This is a genomic window from Streptomyces sp. NPDC058534 (assembly GCF_042717365.1).
Classification (GTDB): Bacteria; Actinomycetota; Actinomycetes; order Streptomycetales; family Streptomycetaceae; genus Streptomyces.
The window spans coordinates 62,117-82,290 of record NZ_JBHXNW010000025.1; the positions used below are offsets into that span (position 1 = coordinate 62,117).

The window sequence follows — 20,174 nt, forward strand, 5'->3', positions numbered from 1 at the left end:
GAGATCGAGACGGTCCTGTCCACGCGCCCCGAGCTGGCCCAGGCCGCCGTCGTCGTCCGCGAGGACCGGCCCGGCGACCGGCGGCTGGTCGGCTACGTCGTGGCCGCCGAGGGCCGGGACGGCGAGGTGGACCCGGACGCGCTGCGCGCCTTCGCCCGCCAGGCGCTGCCCGACTACATGGTGCCGTCGGCCTTCGTGGTCCTCGGCGCCCTGCCGCTGACCGTCAACGGCAAGCTGGACCGCAAGGCGCTGCCCGCACCGGATTACGCGGCGGCGTCCACGGGGCGGGCCGCCCGCACCCCCGCCGAGGAGCTGCTGTGCACGCTCTTCGCCGAGGTGCTGGGCCTGTCCTCGGTGGGCATCGACGACGGGTTCTTCGACCTGGGCGGCGACAGCATCCTGTCCATCCAGCTCGTCAGCCGGGCCCGCGCGGCCGGACTCGCGCTCGCCGTCCGCGACGTCTTCGAGTACCAGTCGACGGCCGAGCTGGCCGCGGCCCTGGCCGAGCGGGACGGCGACGCGGTGCCGGAGGTCGAGGAGGTGCCGCCGCACGGCCCCGTCCCGCTGACGCCGGTGATGGCCCGGGTCGCCGAACTCGGTCTGGGCGGCGACGACTTCAACCAGTCGGTCGTGGTGTCCCTGCCGCCCGCGGTGGACGGCGACCGGCTGGCCGGGGCCCTCCAGAGCGTGCTGGACCACCATGACGCGCTGCGGCTGCTCGTCCGCCCCGACGGAAGCGCCGAGGTGCGCGGTCCGGGCAGTGTGCCGGCGGCGGACGTGCTCCGCGTCGTCACCGGGGCGCCCGGCGCCGAGGACTTCGACGGCCTGGTCACGGAGGCGGCGTGCGCCGCACGGGACCGCCTCGCGCCCGCCGAGGGCCGCATGCTCCAGGCGGTGCTGGTGGACCGCGGGGCCGGACGGGACGGCGTACTGATCCTGGTCGCCCACCACCTGGTGGTCGACTCGGTGACGTGGAGCATCGTCGTGCCGGACCTCGCGACGGCGTACCGGGGCGACGAACCGGCCCCCGTGGGCACCTCGTGGCGCCAGTGGGCCACCTCGCTGGAACGGCTCGCCACCGACCCCCGGGTCGAGGCGGAGACCGCCCACTGGGAGCACACGCTCACCGGGGCGGGCGCGCTGCGGCTGGACCGTGCGCGCGACGTCCAGGGCGAGGCCGGACGCGTCGGCCTCGATCTGCCCTCGCACACGACCGAGGCCCTGCTCACGCAGGTGCCGGGGAGTGTCAACGCCAGTGTGAACGACGTCCTGCTGACCGCCTTCGCGTTCGCCGTCGCCGAGTGGCGGCGCGGGCGCGGCGAGGACCCGGACGCGCCCGTCGTGGCCGACCTGGAGAGCCACGGGCGGCACGAGGACGCCGTGCCGGGCGCCGAACTCAGCCGCACGGCGGGCTGGTTCACCGCCCTGCACCCGGTGCGGCTGGCCCCGGACGTCGCCGACTGGGCGCGGCTGCACCAGGACGGCGACGCGCTCCGGGACGGCCTCAAGCAGGTCAAGGAGCAGGTACGGGCCGTGCCCGGCGACGGCATCGGCTACGGCCTGCTGCGTCACCTCAACCCCACCACGGGGCCCCGGCTGGCGAGCCTCCCCGAGCCCGACTTCGGCTTCAACTACCTGGGCCGACGGGTCACCCCGGCCACCGGCGCCCCGGAGCCGTGGGCCGTGACCGGCGGCGGAGTGGCAGCCTCGCGACCGGCGGCGCCGATGGCACACGCGGTGGAGATCAGCGCCGTCGTGCACGAGGGAGCGGACGGCCCCCGACTGCGCGCGGAATGGACCTACGCACGCCGCCTGGTCCCCGATCACGACGCCCGGCTCCTGGCCGAGCACTGGTTCCGGGCCCTGGAGGCCCTGGTGGAGCACGCCGGCCGTTCCGGCGCGGGCGGCCTGACGCCGTCCGACGTGACCCTCGACTCGCTCAGTCAGTCCGAGATCGAGGAGTTCGAGTCCGACCTTGAGTCCGAGTGGGAGATTGAGCAGTGAGCCAGCAACCGTCTCGTTCGCGTAGCAAGATCGAGGACATTCTTCCGCTCTCCCCGCTGCAAGAGGGCTTCGTGTTCCTCGGGCTGCTGCACACGGAGGGACCCGACCTCTACGTCGGCCAGGTCGCCTTCGACCTGGAGGGCCCGTTCGACGGCGCCCGGATGCGCGCGGCGGCCGAGGCCCTGCTGCGCCGGCACGCCAACCTGCGGGCCGGGTTCCGGCAGCGCAAGAACGGGGCGTGGGCCCAACTCGTCCTGCACGACGTGGACCTTCCGTGGCAGGACGCCGACCTGAGCGTGCTGCCGGAGGACGAGCGCGGCCCCGAGGCCGACCGGCTCGCCGCCGCCGACCGCGCCCGCCGTTTCGACCTGGGCCGCCCGCCACTGCTGCGCTTCACGGCGATCCGGCTCTCCGCCGACCGCGTCCGGCTGGTGATGACCAACCACCACATCGTGCTCGACGGCTGGTCCATGCCGGTTCTGCTGCGCGAGCTGATGGCGCTGTACGCCTCCGCCGGTGACCCGTCCGCGCTCCCCCGGGTCCGCCCGTACCGCGACTACCTGGCCTGGCTGGACGCCCGCGACCGGGACGCGGCCCGGACCGCCTGGCGGGAGTCCCTGGCCGGACTCGACGAGGCCACCCTCCTCGCCCCGGCCGGCCCGGCGGCGTCGACCGCGCCCGAGCACGTGTCGTTCACCGTGGACTCCGAGGTCAGCGGTGCGCTCTCCGCGTGGGCACGGCGCCAGGGCGTGACCATGAACACCGTGGTCCAGGGCGCCTGGGCGCTCGCGCTTGCCCAGGCCACCGGCCGCGACGACGTCGTCTTCGGCGCCACCGTCTCCGGCCGCCCGCCCGAGCTGCCCGGCGTCGAGTCGATGATCGGCCTCTTCATCAACACCCTGCCCGTCCGCGCCCGCCTCGACCACGCCGAACCCTTGGGCGACCTCTTCCGCCGCCTCCAGGCCGAACAGGCCCGCCTCCTGGACCACCAGTGGGCCGGACTCGCCGACATCCAGCGGTGGGCCGGACACGGCGAACTCTTCGACACCGCCATGGTCTTCCAGAACTACCCGGTCGAGGACGGTGACCTCACCGCCGCCTCCGACCCCGACCGGCTCCGGGTGGCCTCGGCGGACATCAAGGGCGGCACCCACTTCGCCGTCAACGTCGTCGCCACGATGCGCGGCGCGGAGCTGTCCTTCCGCGTGGACTACCGCCCCGACCTCTACGACGAGGAGTACGCCCGCGGCTTCGGCCGGCGGATGCTGCGCGTCCTGGAGACCCTGATCTCCGACGCGGACCTGCCCGTCGCCCGCCTGGACACCCTCGACCCGGCCGACCGGGAGCGGGTCCTGGTGGCGTGGAACGGGGCCCGGACGGAGCTTCCCGGAACGCCGCTGCACGAACTGATCACCGAGCAGGCCGGGATGACGCCGGACGCGGTCGCGGTGGTGGGCGAGGAGACCTCGCTGACCTACGCCGAGCTGGACGGGCGCGCCAACCAGCTCGCCCGGCACCTGCTGGAACAGGGCTTGGGCGCAGAGGACTTCGTGGCGATCGCGCTGCCGAAGTCGCTGGACGCGATCACCAGCATGCTGGCCGTACTGAAGACCGGCGCGGCCTATCTGCCGATCGACCCGGACTACCCCGCCGAGCGCATCAGCTACATGCTCGACGACGCACTACCGGCCCTCGCCCTCACCGAGCCGATACCCGCAGCGCAGTACGCCGGGCACTCCACCGCGACGATCACGGATGCGGAGCGCCGTGGCCCGTGGTCACCGCGGCACGCGGCCTACACGATCTACACCTCCGGCTCCACCGGCCGCCCCAAGGGCGTCGTCATCGAACACCACGCCCTTGCGACCTACCTCCATCGAGCCCGCCGGACCTACAGCGCGATGAACGGCGTCACCGTCCTGCACTCCCCCCTTGCCTTCGACCTCACCATCACGGCCCTGTGGACGCCCCTCACGGCCGGCGGCACCGTCCACCTCACGAGCCTCGAAAACACGATCAACCAGCCCGCCCTCATCAAGGCCACCCCCAGCCACCTCCCCCTCCTCACCACGCTCCCGGAGACGGCATCCCCCTCCCACACCCTCATCCTCGGCGGCGAAGCCCTCCACACCGACCACCTGGCCGCCTGGCGGGCCGAGCACCCCGACGTCCAGGTCATCAACGCCTACGGCCCCACCGAATCCACCGTCAACATCACCGACCACCACCTCGACGGCACAGAGGAAGGCCCCGTCCCCATCGGACGGCCGTTCGCCAACACCCAGGTCTACGTCCTCGACTCGGCCCTGCGTCCCGTAGCCCCCGGCGTCACCGGAGAGCTGTACCTCGCCGGTGAGCAATTGGCCCGCGGCTACCTCGGCCGCCACGCCCTGACCTCGGAGCGCTTCACCGCCAACCCCCACAGCACCACCCCCGGCACCCGCATGTACCGCACCGGCGACCTCGCCCACTGGAACCACCACGGCCACCTCACCTACGACGGCCGCGCCGACCACCAAGTCAAACTCCGCGGCCACCGCATCGAACTCGGCGAAATCGAAGCCACCCTCACCACCCAGCCCGGCATCACCCAGGCCACCGTCCAACTCCGCGAAGACACCCCCGGCGACCAACGCCTCGTCGCCTACCTGGTCACCACCGGACACGACGAGAACGCCACCCGAGACGCACTGACCCGCGCCCTCCCCGACTACATGCGCCCCTCCGCCTACGTCACCCTCGACGCCCTCCCCCTCACCCCCAACGGCAAACTCGACCGCAAAGCCCTCCCCGCACCCACCTACGCCACCACGACCACCGGACGAGCCCCCCGCACCCCCCGCGAAGAAATCCTCTGCGGCCTGTACGCGGAGATCCTCGCGGTGGGCGACGTGACGATCGACGACGACTTCTTCGGTCTCGGCGGACACTCGCTCCTCGCCACCCGACTCGTCAGCCGGGCCCGCACCACCCTCGGCGTCGAGCTGCCGATCCGGCAGTTGTTCGAGACGCCGACCGTGGCGGGTCTCGCCGGTGCCCTCGACACGTCGGGCACCGTCCGCACCGCGCTCACGGCGAAGCCGCGGCCCGAGCGCATCCCGCTGTCGTACGCCCAGCAGCGCCTCTGGTTCCTGCACCAGCTCGAAGGGCCCACCCCGACCTACAACATCCCCACCACCCTCCGCCTCACCGGCACCCTCGACCGCAACGCCCTGCGCGCGGCGGTCGGGGACCTGATCGCCCGGCACGAGAGCCTGCGGACGGTCTTCACCGAGGACGAGCAGGGCGCCCATCAGGTCGTGCTGCCCGCGGAGGTCGCCGCGACGCCGTTCGCGGTGGTCGACGTGGCCGCGGAGGAGGTCGCCGTCCGGGTGGCGGAGGCCGCGTCGTACCCCTTCGACCTGACGACCGACCTGCCCGTGCGGGTGCGGCTGTTCCGGGTGGATGAGGAGGAGCACGTCCTGTTGCTGCTGGTGCACCACATCGCCAGCGACGCCTGGTCCCGCACCCCGCTCGCCCAGGACCTCACCGCCGCCTACACCGCCCGCCGCGCGGGCGACGCGCCGGCCTGGGAACCGCTGCCCGTCCAGTACGCCGACTACGCGCTCTGGCAGCAGGAAATCCTCGGCGCCGAGACCAACACCGACAGCCTCGCGGGACGGCAACTCTCTTACTGGAAGCAGCAACTGGCCGGGCTGCCCGAACAGCTCGACCTGCCCACCGACCGGCCGCGCCCCGCCACCGCCGACCACACCGGCGACCGGGTCACCTTCACCGTCCCCGCCGAGCTGCACACCCGCCTGACCGACCTGGCCCGGTCGACCAACACCACCGCGTTCATGGTGATCCAGGCGGCGCTGGCCACCCTCCTCACCCGGCACGGCGCCGGCGAGGACATCCCCATCGGCACCCCCATCGCCGGACGCACCGACGACGCCACCGACCACCTCATCGGCTTCTTCGTCAACACCCTCGTCCTACGCACCGACACCAGCGGCAACCCCACCTTCCGCGACCTCCTCACCCGCGTACGCGACACCGACCTCACCGCCTACGCCCACCAGGACCTCCCCTTCGAACGCCTCGTCGAAGCCCTCAACCCCACCCGCTCCCTCGCCCACCACCCCCTCTTCCAGACGATGCTCACCCTGCACAACACGCAGGGCGCGAAGGCGGAGCGGTTCGCCGATCTCGCGGCCGAGGTGGTGGCGTCGGAGTCGGTCTCGGCGCGCTTCGACCTGTCGTTCGCGCTGGCCGAGCACTTCGGCGCCGACAACGCCTGCGAGGGCATGAGCGGCGGTGTCACGTACAGCACGGCGCTCTTCGACCGGGACACCGTGCGGGACCTGGCCGACCGTCTGGTGCGGCTGCTCGCGGCAGCGGTCGCCCACCCGGCGCGGCCCGTCAGGCAGTTGGAGATCATGGACGCGGCCGAGCGGCGGCTGGTGCTGGAGGGGTGGAACGACACCGCCGCCGAGCCGCCCGCCGAGTCGGTGGTCGGGCTGTTCGAGCGGCAGGCGCGGCGGTCGCCGGACGCGACGGCCGTGGAGTTCGGCGAGACACGGCTGTCGTACGGGCAGCTCAACGCGCGGGCCAACCGGCTGGCCCGGCACCTCGTCGCGCGGGGCGCGGCTCCGGGCCGGTCCGTCGCCGTGGCGCTGCCGCGGTCGGCCGAGCTGGTCGTGACGCTGCTGGCGGTGCTGAAGTCCGGGGCCGCGTATCTGCCGATCGACCCGCACTACCCCGCCGACCGTGTCGAGTACATGCTGGACGACGCCGGGCCCGCCCTCACGCTGACCGAGCCGGTCGCGGACGCGGAGCTGGCGGGGTACACGGACGGCGACCTCGGCGCCGGCGAGCTGCGGGGTCCGGTCCTCGGCTCGCACCCGGTGTACACGATCTACACCTCGGGTTCCACGGGACGCCCCAAGGGCGTGGTGGTGCCGCGCGCGGCGCTCGGGAACTTCCTGGCCGACATGGGACGGCGGTTCGCTCCCGGGGCCGGTGACCGGCTGCTCGCCGTCACCACGGTGGGCTTCGACATCGCCGGCCTGGAGATCTTCCTGCCGCTGCTGCACGGGGCGGTGCTGGTGCTCGCCGACGAGGAGACCGCGAAGGACCCGCACGCGCTGCTGCGTACCGTCACCGCGTCCGGGATCACCATGGTCCAGGCGACGCCGAGCCTGTGGCAGGGTGTCGCGGCCGTGGCGGCGGACGAGCTGGCCGGGGTGCGCGTCCTGGTGGGCGGTGAGGCGCTGCCGTCGGAGCTGGCGCGGACGCTGACGGAGCGGGCCCGTTCCGTGACGAACCTCTACGGTCCGACGGAGGTGACGATCTGGGCCACGGCCGCCGATGTCGCCGAGTCCGGGCCGGTCATCGGCAGCCCGCTCGCCAACACGTCCGCGTATGTGCTGGACGCGGCGCTGCGGCCGGTCCCGGTGGGTGTGCCGGGCGAGTTGTACCTGGCCGGGGAGCAGTTGGCGCAGGGCTACCACCGGCGTCCCTCGCTGACGTCGGAGCGGTTCACCGCCAACCCGTACGGACCGGCCGGGGCGCGGATGTACCGGACGGGTGACCTCGTGAGCCGGCGCAGGGACGGCGCGCTGCGGTATCTGAGCCGGGTGGACCAGCAGGTCAAGCTGCGCGGGTTCCGTATCGAACTCGGGGAGATCGAGGCGGAGCTGGCCCGGCACCCGTCGGTCGCCGAGGCCGCGGTGACGGTGCGCGAGGACCGCCCGGGCGACCGGCGGCTGGTCGGGTACGTCGTCCCGGCGGGATCGGCGCCGGACGCGCGGGAGCTGCGGGAGCGGCTGCGGGGACGGCTGCCGGAGTTCATGGTGCCGACGGCGTTCGTGGTGCTCGACGCGCTGCCGTTGACGCCGAACAGGAAGCTGGACCGCAAGGCGCTGCCCGCGCCGGAGTACGACGGCGAGCCCGCGGGCCGGGAGCCGCGCGGTCCGCGCGAGGAGATCCTGTGCGCGCTGTTCGCCGATGTGCTGGGCGTGGCCCGGGTCGGCATCGACGACGGCTTCTTCGATCTGGGCGGGCACTCGCTGCTCGCCAGCCGGCTGGTGAGCCGGATCAGGACGGCGCTGGGCGTCGAGCTGTCGGTGCGGCAGTTCTTCGAGACGCCGACCATCGCCGGGCTCTCCGGGGTGCTGGACGGGGCGGCGGGCGCGCGGACGCCGCTGGTGGCCCGGGAGCGTCCGGAGCGGGTGCCGCTGTCGCCGGCGCAGCAACGGCTCTGGTTCCTGCACCAGTTCGAGGGGCCCTCGGCGACGTACAACGTGCCCACGGCGCTGCGGCTGTCCGGTCCGGTGGACCGGGCGGCGCTGGAGCGGGCGATCGGTGACGTGCTGGAGCGGCACGAGAGTCTGCGGACCGTGTTCGCGGCGGACGACGACGGGTCGCGGCAGATCGTGCTGCCCGCCGACCCGGCCGCCCACCGCCTCGACGTCGTCGACGTCACCGCCGAGGAGGTCGAGGAGCGGGTGGCGGAAGCGGCCCGGCACGTCTTCGACCTGACCGCCGACATCCCGTTCCTGGCCCGGCTGTTCCGGGTCTCGGAGACGGACCACGTCCTGCTGCTGCTCATCCACCACATCGCGAGCGACGGCTGGTCGATGGCGCCGCTGGCCCGTGACCTGACGGCCGCGTACGCGGCGCGCCGCGCGGGTGACGCGCCGGGCTGGGAGCCGCTGCCGGTGCAGTACGCGGACTACGCGCTGTGGCAGCGCGACGTCCTGGGCGACGAGTCCGACCCGGAGAGCGTGGCCGGGCGGCAGCTGGCGTACTGGAAGGACGCGCTGGCCGGGCTGCCCGAGCGGTTGGAGCTGCCCACCGACCGGCCCCGGCCCGCGACCGCCGGGTACACCGGCGACCGCATCGCGTTCACGGTGCCTGCGGCGCTGCACGCCCGGCTGACGGAGCTGGCGCGCGCCACGCACTCCAGCCTGTTCATGGTGACCCAGGCGGCGTTCGCGGCGTTGCTGACGCGGCTCGGGGCGGGCGAGGACATCCCGATCGGCACGGCGGTCGCCGGACGCAACGACGCCGCCACCGAGGTTCTCGTCGGGTTCTTCGTGAACACGCTGGTGCTGCGCACCGACACCGGCGGCAACCCCACCTTCCGCGAACTGCTCGGCCGCGTCCGCGAGGGCGACCTGGCGGCGTACGCGCACCAGGAGGTGCCGTTCGAGCGGCTGGTGGAGGCGGTCAACCCGGCGCGCAGTCTGGCCCATCACCCGCTGTACCAGGTGATGATCACGTTCAACAACACGGCGGACCGGAGCGCCCCCCAGTCCGCCTCCGGCGACGGCGGCGCGCTCCTGAACGCGACCCGGATGACGGCCGGCACCGGGGTGGCGAAGTTCGACCTGTCGCTGACCTTCGGCGAGCGGCACGACGCGGCGGGCGGCCCCGCGGGCATGCGGGGTTCGCTGGAGTACCGCACGGAGCTGTTCGACCGGGAGACCGCGGAGTCGGTGATCTCGCGGCTGCTCGGCGTGCTGGGCTCGGTCACGGCCGACCCGGACCTGCCGATCGGCGGGATCGGCCTGCTGGACCCGGCCGAGCGGCGGCAGTTGCTCCAGGAGTGGAACGACACGGCGCGTCCGCAGCGCGAGGGGACCCTGCCGGAGCTGTTCGAGGAGCAGGTGGCGAGGACCCCGAGGCGCCCGGCGTTCTCGGCGGACGGGACGACGCTGACGTACACCGAGCTGAACTCCCGCGCCAACCGGCTCGCCCACCTCCTCGCGGAGTCCGGGGCGGGCCCGGAGCAGGTGGTGACGATCTCGTTGCCGCCGTCGGTGGAGATGGGCGTGGCGGTGCTCGCGGTGCTGAAGACGGGCGCGGCGTACCTGCCGGTCGACCCGGGCAGCCCGCGCGAGCGGATCGCGACGATGACCGAGGACGCGGCGCCGGTGTGCGCGCTGACCACGTCGGCGGTCCCGGACGGGGTGTTCCCGGAGGAGCTGCCCCGGCTGGACCTCGACGACCCGGACGTGACGGCGCGGCTCGCCGCGCAGCCCGCGCACGACCTGACCGACGAGGACCGGACGCAGCCGCTGTCGCCGTGGAACGCGGCGTACATCATCTACACGTCGGGCTCGACGGGCCGGCCGAAGGGGGTGCTCGTCGAGCACCAGCCGGTGCTGAACTACCTCGCGGTGTCGGCGGAGCTGTACCCGGGCGTGGCGGGCAACGCGCTGCTGCACTCGCCGCTCTCCTTCGACCTGACGGTCACCGGCCTGTTCGCGCCGCTGCTGGGCGGCGGCTGTGTGCACCTCGCGGACCTGGAGGAACTGCACGAGCGGGCGCTGGACGGTGACGTGCCCGCGGACCTGCCGCAGATGACGTTCCTCAAGGCGACGCCCAGCCATCTGCCGCTGATCACCGGGCTGCCCGGGGTGTGCGTGCCGGACGGGGAGCTGGTCCTCGGCGGCGAGTCGCTGACCGGCCGCGCGGTGCGGACGCTGCTCGCGGCGCACCCGGGGGCACGGGTCCTCAACGAGTACGGCCCCACCGAGACGATCGTCGGCTGCACCACGTGGCGGGTCGAGACGCCGGACGACCTCGCGGACGGCGTGCTGACCATCGGCCGCCCGTTCCCCAACACCCGGATGCTGGTCCTCGACCCGTACCTCCAACCCGTGCCGGCCGGGGTGCCGGGTGAGCTGTACGTGTCCGGGGTGCAGCTGGCGCGCGGCTATCTCAACCGGCCGGGGCAGAGCGCGTCCCGGTTCGTCGCCAACCCCTTCGAGGGGCCGGGCGAGCGGATGTACCGCACCGGCGACATCGTGCGCTGGAACCGGCACGGCGACCTGGAGTTCATCAGCCGCGTCGACGACCAGGTGAAGATCCGCGGCTTCCGGGTGGAGCTGGGCGAGGTCGAGTCGGCCCTCTCCCGGCACCCCGGGGTGCCGGAGGCGGTGGCCGTCGTACGGGAGGACCGGCCGGGCGACCGGCGGCTGGTCGCCTACCTGGTGGCCGGGGCCGGTCCGGTGCCGTCGGACGAGGAGCTGCGGGAGGGGCTGCGCGAGTCGCTGCCCGACTACATGGTGCCGTCGGCGTTCGTCCGGCTGGCCGAGCTGCCGCTGACGGCCAACGGCAAACTGGACCGGGGGCGGCTGCCCGCGCCGGACTACGCGGCCGCCGGGACCGGCCGGGCGCCGACGACGGCGCGCGAGGAACTGCTGTGCACGCTGTTCGCCGAGGCGCTGGGGCTCGACTCCGTCGGTGTCGACGACGGCTTCTTCGACCTCGGCGGCGACAGCATCCTCTCCATCCAGCTGGTCAGCCGGGCCCGCGCGAAGGGCCTCACGCTCTCGGTGCGGGACGTCTTCGAGCACCAGAGCGTCGCCCACATCGCCGAGGCACTGGAGGGCGCGGAGGAGCCGGAGACGGACGCCGGGGCGGTCGAGGAGGTGCCGGCGAGCGGGCCGGTGCCGGCCACGCCGATCATGGGCTGGTTCGCGGGACTGGGCGGCCCGGTCGCCCCGTTCAACCAGTCGGTGGTGGTGTCCGTGCCCGCGGACCTCGACGAGGAGCGGCTGGTGGCCGCCCTCGGGGCGGTCGTCGACCGGCACGACTCGCTGCGGCTGCGGGTCGCCGGTGACTGGTCCATGGCCGTCCGCGAGCCCGGCACGGTGGACGCCGGTGACTGGTCCATGTCCGTGCCCGAGCCGGGCACGGTGGACGCCGCGGAGCTCCTCACGCACCTGCGGGCGCCGGACGCCGACGACGACGCGCTGCGCGCCCTGGTGGCCGAGGCGGCCGCCGCCGAACGCGACCGGCTGGACCCGGCCGACGGCCGGATGCTGCGCGCCTGCCGCGTCGACCGCGGTCCCGGCCGGCCGGGGCTGCTGGTCCTGGTCGCCCACCACCTGGCCGTGGACGCCGTCAGCTGGCGGCTGCTCGTGCCGGACCTGGCCGCCGCCTACGAGGGCCGCCCGCTCAGCCCGGCCGGCACCCACTGGCGCCAATGGGCCGGCGCGCTGCGCGACCTCGCGGGCACGGCCGCCACGGAGGCGGAGACGGACCACTGGCTGGACGCGGTCCGCCCGGCCGCCGAGCCGACGGACCCGGCACTGGACCCGGCCCGCGACACCCACGCCCGCTCCGGTCAGGTCGTCCTCGACCTGGACGCGGACACCACCGACGCTCTCCTCACCTGGGTCCCCGGCGTGTTCCGGGCCGAGATCAACGATCTGCTGCTGACCGCGTTCGGCCTGGCCGTCGCCGACTGGCGGCGCGCCCGGGGCGGCGGCGCGGGCACGCCGGTCACGGTGGACCTGGAGAGCCACGGCCGCCACGAGCACCTGGTGCCGGGCGCCGACCTCACCCGCACCACCGGCTGGTTCACGTCGATGCACCCGGTGCCGCTGCGCCCGGAGGTCGACGCGTGGGACTGGCCGGAGGTGTGGGACGGCGGGGCCGCCGCGGGCCGCGCCCTGAAGCGGGTCAAGGAGCAGCTGCGCGCCGTCCCGCGCGACGGCGTCGGCTACGGCCTGCTCCGGCACCTCAACCCGCGCACCCGGGACCGGTTCGCCGCGCTCCCGGTGCCGGCGTACGGCTTCAACTACCTGGGCCGGTACACCGGCGGGCGGGCCGCCGACGGCGCCACCGGACCCGAGGCGTGGAGCGTGCTCGGGCGGGGCGTCGCGGGCCAGCATCCGGACACGCCGCTGGCGCACCCCGTCGAACTGGTCGCGGGCGCCCACGACACCGAAGAGGGACCCCGGCTGCACAGCGTCTGGACGTACGCGGACGCCGTGCTCTCCGAGGCCGAGGTGCGGCGCCTGGGCGAGGGCTGGTTCCGGGCCCTGAAGGCGCTGGTCGAGCACGCCGGCCGGCCCGAGGCGAGCGGTCTGACCCCCTCGGACGTCTCCCTCACCTCGCTCAGCGAGGACGACATCACCCGACTCGAGAGCGAATGGGGCTCCCTCTGATGGCCAAGTCCGGCTTGGAAGACATCCTGCCGCTGTCCCCGCTCCAGGAGGGGATGCTGTTCCACAACCTCTTCGACGACGAGGAACTGGACGCCTACAACGTCCAGGTCTTCATCGAGCTGGAGGGGAACACGGACCCGGAGCGGCTGCGCCGGGCCGGGCAGGCGCTGCTGGAACGGCACGCCAACCTGCGAGCCGCCTTCCGGCACGAGGGCCTCAAGCGCCCGGTGCAGCTCATCCCCCGCCGGATCGCCCTGCCCTGGGGCGAGGAGGACCTGACGGCCGTACCGGAGGAGGAGCGGGAGGCCGCGGCGGAGCGGATCGCCGAGCGGGACCGCTGGACGCGCTTCGACCTGTCCCGGCCGCCGCTGATCCGCTTCACCCTGGTCCGGCTCGGCCCGTCCCGGCACCGCCTGCTGATGACGCTCCACCACATCCTGCTGGACGGCTGGTCGATGCCGGTCCTGCTGCGCGAGCTGATGACGCTGTACACGGTGCACGGCGACGCCACGGCCCTGCCCCGGGTGCGCCCCTACCGCGACTACCTGGGCTGGCTCGGCGGCCGGGACCGGGACGCGGCCCAGGAGGCGTGGACGGGCGCGTTCGCCGGGTTCGACACCCCGAGCATCGTGGCGCCGGACCGGGGCGCCCTCACCGCGGCGCCCGAGCGGATCGACTTCTCCGAGGACGAGGCGGCGAGCGCCGCCCTGACCCGGTTCGCCCGGTCGCACGGGCTGACGGTGAACACGGTGATCCAGGGCGCCTGGGGTCTGGTGCTGTCCCATCTGACGGGCCGGGACGACGTGGTGTTCGGTGTGACGGTCAGCGGCCGTCCGCCGGAGCTGCCCGGCGTCGACACGATGGTCGGTCTCTTCATGAACACCCTGCCGCTGCGGGTGCGGCTGCGGCCCGCCGAGACGCTGGCGGAGTTCCTGCGCCGGACGCAGAGCGAGCAGGCCCGGCTCATCGACCACCAGTGGGTGGGGCTCGCGGAGATCCAGCGCTGGGCGGGCTCGGGCGAACTCTTCGACACCGCCATGGTGTTCGAGAACTACCCGCTGAACTCCAGCCGCGGCCGGCCACCGGGCGCCGCGCCGGACGCCGACCTCCCCACGGTGCTCAAGGTCCACTCGAAGGACCAGATGCACTACCCGCTGGGCCTGCTGGCCCTGCCCCGGGAGACCCTGCGGTTCTCGCTGGGCTATCTCCCCCAGGTCTTCGACGCGGAGCGGATCCAGGCCGTGGTCGCCGCGTTCCGCCGGGCGCTGCGCACCATCCTGGACAGCCCGGAGACCCGGGTCGGCGCGGTCGCGCTGCTCGACCCGGAGGTGCGCGGCACCGTCCTGGAGAAGTGGAGCGGCTCGGACGACGTACGGCCCGCCGAGCGGTTCACCGACCTGTTCGAGGAGCAGGCGGCGCGCACCCCCGGCAAGACGGCGCTGATCGCCCCCGACGGGCGGCTGACCTACGCCGGACTGGACGCCGCGGCCAACCGGCTGGCCCGGCGCCTGGTCGAGCTGGGCGTCGGCCCGGAACGGCCCGTGGCCGTCGCGGTACCGCGCCGCACGGAGCTGGTCGTCGGCATGCTGGCGGTGCTCAAGGCGGGCGGCGTCTACGTGCCGATCGACCCGGAGTACCCGCCGGACCGCGTCCGCTACATGATCGAGGACTCCGACCCGGCGCTCGTCCTCACCACCTCCGACGTGGACGCCCGGATCCGCGAGGAGTGCTGCGGACCGCTGACGTTCGTGATGGACGACCCCGGCACCGGCAGGTCGCTGGGCAGGCACTCCGGGAGCGGCCTCACCGACGCGGACCGCTCTGGCCCGCTGCTGCCGGGGCATCCGGCGTACGTCATCTACACCTCCGGCACGACGGGCCGCCCCAAGGGCGTCGTCATCGAGCACCGGGCGCTGTCGGCGTTCGTCCGGCACTGCCGGTCCTCGCAGGCGCCGGACATCTCGGGGCTGTCCGTGATGCAGGCGTCGGCCTCCTTCGACCAGAGCGTCGGGTCCCTGCACGCCCCGCTGATCAGCGGCGGCTGCGTCCGGCTGACGGACCTGCGCGCCCTCGCCGAGACCGCGGTGACCGAACCCGGCTTCCGCCGCGCCACGTTCATGAAGGGCACCCCGTCCCACCTGGCGCTGCTCACCACCATGCCCCGGGACGTCTCACCGTCGGGCACGATCACGCTGGGCGGCGAGGAGCTGCGCGGCGAGGTCCTGGCGCCCTGGCGCGAGACCATGCCGGACGTGACGGTGGTGAACGTCTACGGACCCACCGAGGCCACCGGACACTGCCTGGAGCACTGGATCGACCCGGACCGCACGGTGCCGCCGGGCCCGGTGCCGATCGGCACCCCGCACGAGGGGGTGCGGGTGTACGTCCTCGACGCGGCGCTGCGGCCGGTCGCGCCGGGCCTGGACGGCGAGGTGTACCTGGCGGGCGTGCAGCTGGCGCGCGGCTACCTGGGCCGGGGCGGGCTGACCGCCGAACGGTTCCCGGCCGACCCGTTCGGCGCGCCGGGCAGCCGCATGTACCGCACGGGTGACCTGGCTTACTGGACCGAGGCGGGCGAGCTGGTCTTCGCGGGCCGGGCGGACCGGCAGGTCAAGCTGCGCGGGTACCGCATCGAGCTGGGCGAGATCGAGGCCGCCGTCACGGCCGGTCCTGGCGTGCGCCAGGCCGCGGTCGTGCTGCGCGAGGACCAGCCGGGCGACCAGCGCCTCGTCGCGTACGTCGTGCCGGACGGCGACCGCTGGGACGAGGCCGCCGTCCACGCCGGACTGGCCCGCTCACTGCCCGACTTCATGATGCCGTCGGCGTTCGTCACGCTGGACTCCCTGCCGCTGAGCCCCAACGGCAAGCTGGACCGGGCGGCGCTGCCCGCGCCCACGTACACCGGCCGGACCGCGGGCCGGGCGCCGCGCACCCCGCGCGAGGAGATCCTCTGCGACCTGTACGCGGAGGTCCTGGCGCTGCCGAGCGTCGGCGTCGACGACGACTTCTTCGACCTCGGCGGGCACTCCCTGCTCGCCACCCGCCTGGTCAGCCGGATCCGCACCACGCTGGGCGCCGAGCTGTCCATCCGGCAGTTCTTCGAGGCGCCGACGCCGGCCGCGCTCGCCGGGATGCTCGACCACGCCGGCCGGGCGCGCGCCGCGCTCACCGCACGGCCCCGCCCCGACCACGTGCCGCTCTCCTACGCCCAGCAGCGCCTGTGGTTCCTGCATCTGCTGGAGGGGCCGAGCCCCACCTACAACATCCCGACCGCGCTGCGGCTCACCGGCCCGCTGCGGCCGGATGCGCTGCGCGAGGCGCTGCTGGACGTGATCGGGCGGCACGAGAGCCTGCGGACGACGTTCGCCGAGGACGAGCGCGGGGCCCGGCAGGTGGTGCACCGCCCCGAGGAGGTCCGGCTGGTCTTCGAGACGGCCGAGTCCACCGAGGCCGAGTACGAGGCCGACCTCGCGCGGGCGGCCCGGCACTCCTTCGACCTGGGCGCGGAGATCCCCGTACGGGCGCGGCTGCTGCGGCTGTCGGAGCGGGAGCACGTCCTGCTGCTGCTGGTGCACCACATCGCCAGCGACGCCTGGTCCCGCACCCCGCTCGCCCAGGACCTCACCGCCGCCTACACCGCCCGCTGTGCCGGCCGCGCGCCCGCCTGGCAGCCGCTGCCCGTCCAGTACGCCGACTACGCGCTCTGGCAGCGCGACGTACTCGGTGACGACGGGGACGCCGACAGTGTCGCGGGCCGTCAACTCGCCCACTGGAAATCGCGGTTGGCGGGAGTGCCGGAACAGCTCGACCTGCCGACCGACCGGCCGCGTCCCGCCACCGCCGACCACACCGGCGACCGGGTCACGTTCAGCGTCCCCGCCGAGCTGCACACCCGCCTGACCGACCTCGCGCGGGCCACGGACACGACCCTCTACATGGTGCTCCAGGCGGCGCTCGCCACCCTCCTCACCCGGCACGGCGCCGGCGAGGACATCCCCATCGGCACCCCCATCGCCGGACGCACCGACGACGCCACCGACCACCTCATCGGCTTCTTCGTCAACACCCTCGTCCTGCGCACCGACACCAGCGGCAACCCCACCTTCCGCGACCTCCTCACCCGCGTACGCGACACCGACCTCACCGCCTACGCCCACCAGGACCTCCCCTTCGAACGCCTCGTCGAAGCCCTCAACCCCACCCGCTCCCTCGCCCACCACCCCCTCTTCCAGGTGGTGCTCGCGCTGCGCAGCGCCGCCCCGCAGCGGGCGGACGACGAGGGCGCCCCGGCGCTGCCGGGCGGGCTGACCGTGAGCGGGGTGGGCGGTTCGGCGGCGACGGCGGCCAAGGTCGACCTCGGGTTCTCGGTGACGGAACGCCGGGCCGCGGACAACACCCCCGACGGGGTCGCGGGCGTCCTCGACTTCCGGACCGACCTGTTCGACCACGGCACCGCACAGGCGCTGGTGGACCGCTTCGTGCGGGTGCTCGCCGACGCGGCCGCCCACCCCGACCGGCCGCTGAGCCGCATCGACGTCCTCGGCCCGCGCGAGCGGCACCGGGTCGTCGAGGACTGGAACGCCACCGCTAAGGGCCTCGCCCCGGCCACCCTGCCCGACCTGTTCGAGCGGCACGTGCGGGAGCGCCCCGACGCCGAGGCGGTGGTCCTGGGCGACGAGTCGCTGACCTACGGGCAGCTGAACGCGCGCGCCAACCGGCTGGCGCGGCTGCTGGTGGCGCGGGGCGCCGGCCCCGAGCGGCTGGTCGCACTGGCCCTGCCCCGCTCCGTCGAACTGCCCGTCGCCGTCCTCGCGGTGGCCAAGACCGGCGCCGCCTATCTGCCGCTGGACCCGGCCCACCCGGCGGAACGTATCGCCGGAACCCTGGAGGACGCGGCGCCGGTCACGCTCCTGACGACCGCCGAGGTCGCCGCCGGCCTCCCCGACACCGACGTGGCCCTGCTCCTGCTGGACCAGGAGCCCCAGGAGACCCCGGTCGGCGAGGACCCGGGCGACCTGCGCGACGCCGACCGCCTCGCGCCGCTGCTGCCCCGCCACCCCGCGTACGTCATCTACACCTCCGGCACCACCGGCCGCCCCAAGGGCGTCACCGTGACGCACAGCGGCCTGCCCGCCCTGCTGGACATCTTCACCTCGCAGCTGGGCGTCGTGCCCGGCAGCCGCGTCCTGCACCACCTGTCCCCCGCCTTCGACGGCGGGTTCTGGGAACTGGCGATGGGACTGCTGACCGGTTCGGCCCTGGTCGTCGCCGAACCCGGCACCGTCCCCGGGCCCGCCCTCGCGGAGCTCGCGGTGCGCCACCGGGTCACCCACGCGGCGATCACGCCCGCGGTGCTCCAGCTGATCCCCGAGAGGGCGCTGCCCGCCGGGACGACGCTGGTCGTCGCCGCCGAGACCTGCCCGCCGGAACTGGTCGAACGCTGGTCCGCCGGGCGCCTGATGCGCAACTCGTACGGGCCGACGGAGACCACGGTCTGCGCGACCATGAGCGCCCCGCTGTCGGGCGCGGTCGTCCCGCCGATCGGCGCCCCGATCGCCGACACCGCCGGATACGTCCTGGACGACGCCCTCCAGCCGGTCCCGCCGGGCGTGCCCGGTGAGCTGTACGTGCGCGGACCCGGCCTCGCCCGCGGCTACCTCGGCCGGCCCTCGCTGACCGCGGGCCGCTTCGTGGCGAGCCCCTTCGGTCCGGCGGGCAGCGTGATGTACCGCACCGGCGACCTGGTCCGGCACACCGCGGACGGCGACCTGGAGTACCTGGGCCGCACCGACACCCAGGTCAAGCTGCGCGGGATGCGCGTCGAACCGGCCGAGATCGAGGCGGTGACGGCACGTCAGCCGGGGGTGGCGCAGGCGGCCGTGCTGGTCCGCGAGGACACGCCCGGCGACCGCCGTCTCGTCGGCTACGTCGTGCCGGACGCCGGTGCCGCCGTGGACACCGCCGCGCTGCGGCAGCGGCTGCGCGCCACGCTGCCCGAGTACATGGTGCCCGCCGCCCTCGTCGTCCTGGACGCGCTGCCGCTCACCTCGAACGGCAAGCTCGACCACCGCGCCCTGCCGGCGCCCGAGTACCGCACCGCCGAGGGCCGCTCGCCGCGCACCCCGCGCGAGGAGACCCTGTGCCGGCTCTTCGCCGAGGTCCTCGACCTGGACCTGGTCGGTCTCGACGACGGCTTCTTCGACCTGGGCGGCCACTCGCTGCTCGCCATCCGGCTCGTGGAGCGGGTCCGCGCCGAGCTGGGCGAGGAGCTGGGCGTGCGCGACCTGTTCGCCGCGCCGACCGTCGCCGACCTGGCGGTGCGGCTCGCGGCGCGCGGCGGCCGGGAGCCGATGGAGCGCCTGCTCCCGCTGCGCGCCGCCGGCACCGCCCGCCCCGTGTTCTGTGTCCACCCCGGCTCCGGCATGAGCTGGTGCTACTCGGGCCTGGTGCGCCATCTGCCCGCCGGCATCCCGGTCTACGGCATCCAGGCCGCCGGCCTCGACGGCGACGGCCCGCTGCCCGCCACGCTGGAGGAGATGGCCACCGAGTACGCCGACCTGGTCCAGGCGGCGCAGCCCGAGGGCCCGTACCGGCTGCTCGGCTGGTCGCTCGGCGGCAACGTGGCCTTCGCCATGGCGGGCGAACTGCGCGCCCGAGGGCAGGAGGTGGAGCTGCTGGCCTTCCTGGACGCCTATCCGCGCCAGTCGGGTTCGGGCGCGGAGACCCCGCTGGCCGAGGTGTTCGCGCACAACCTGCGCGACGCCGGGTTCGCCGTCACCGAGGAGGAACTCACCGGCGGCCGCTTCCCCTCCGCCCGCTACCGGGCGTTCCTGAACGCGTCCGGCGACCCGATGGGCCGCCTCGACGAGGACGAACTGGCCGCCGTCCTCGAGGTGTTCATGAACAACGCCGGCCTGATGCGCGGCCACACCCCCGGCACCTACGACGGCGACGTGCTGGTGCTGGCCGCCGAACGCGCGGACGCCGGCAAGCTGGCCCGCCGCGGCGCCGAGTCCTGGCGCCCGCACGTGACGGGCCGCATCGAACGGGTCGGAGTCGACGCCGACCACCTCGGGCTCGTGCAGTCCGACACCGCCCTCGCCGTCATCGGCCGGGCCCTGGCCGAACGCCTGGACCGGGCCGCCGGTCCCGCGGTTCCCGCATCCCCTCCGACCGAAGGAGTCACCGCCATGAGCCCCTCGTCCGAGGTCGCCTGACGCC

The 20,174-nt window shown here is 74.3% G+C and carries 3 protein-coding genes (1 of these 3 cut by a window edge); all 3 read left to right on the forward strand.

Going from position 1 to position 20,174, the window contains the following annotated elements; all coding sequences use genetic code 11:
* Tightly spaced (each overlapping or abutting the next), the 3 genes in view from ACFWR9_RS17660 to ACFWR9_RS17670 form a layout consistent with a single transcriptional unit that may run on beyond the window.
* On the forward strand, positions 1-2,004 hold the end of the coding sequence (locus ACFWR9_RS17660; protein ID WP_383842599.1) for a non-ribosomal peptide synthase/polyketide synthase. It extends 18,015 nt beyond the left edge of the window; the window shows 2,004 of its 20,019 coding nt (coding positions 18,016-20,019); its start codon lies off the left edge, out of view; the stop codon is at positions 2,002-2,004.
* Complete coding sequence (locus ACFWR9_RS17665) at positions 2,001-12,953, forward strand: amino acid adenylation domain-containing protein (protein ID WP_383842538.1); 10,953 nt, start codon at positions 2,001-2,003, stop codon at positions 12,951-12,953. The genes ACFWR9_RS17660 and ACFWR9_RS17665 overlap by 4 nt, the downstream gene beginning before the upstream one ends.
* On the forward strand, positions 12,953-20,170 hold the full coding sequence (locus ACFWR9_RS17670; protein WP_383842541.1) for an amino acid adenylation domain-containing protein: 7,218 nt from the start codon (positions 12,953-12,955) through the stop codon (positions 20,168-20,170). Before ACFWR9_RS17665 ends, ACFWR9_RS17670 begins: the two co-directional genes overlap by 1 nt.
* Positions 20,171-20,174 lie beyond the last annotated feature (4 nt).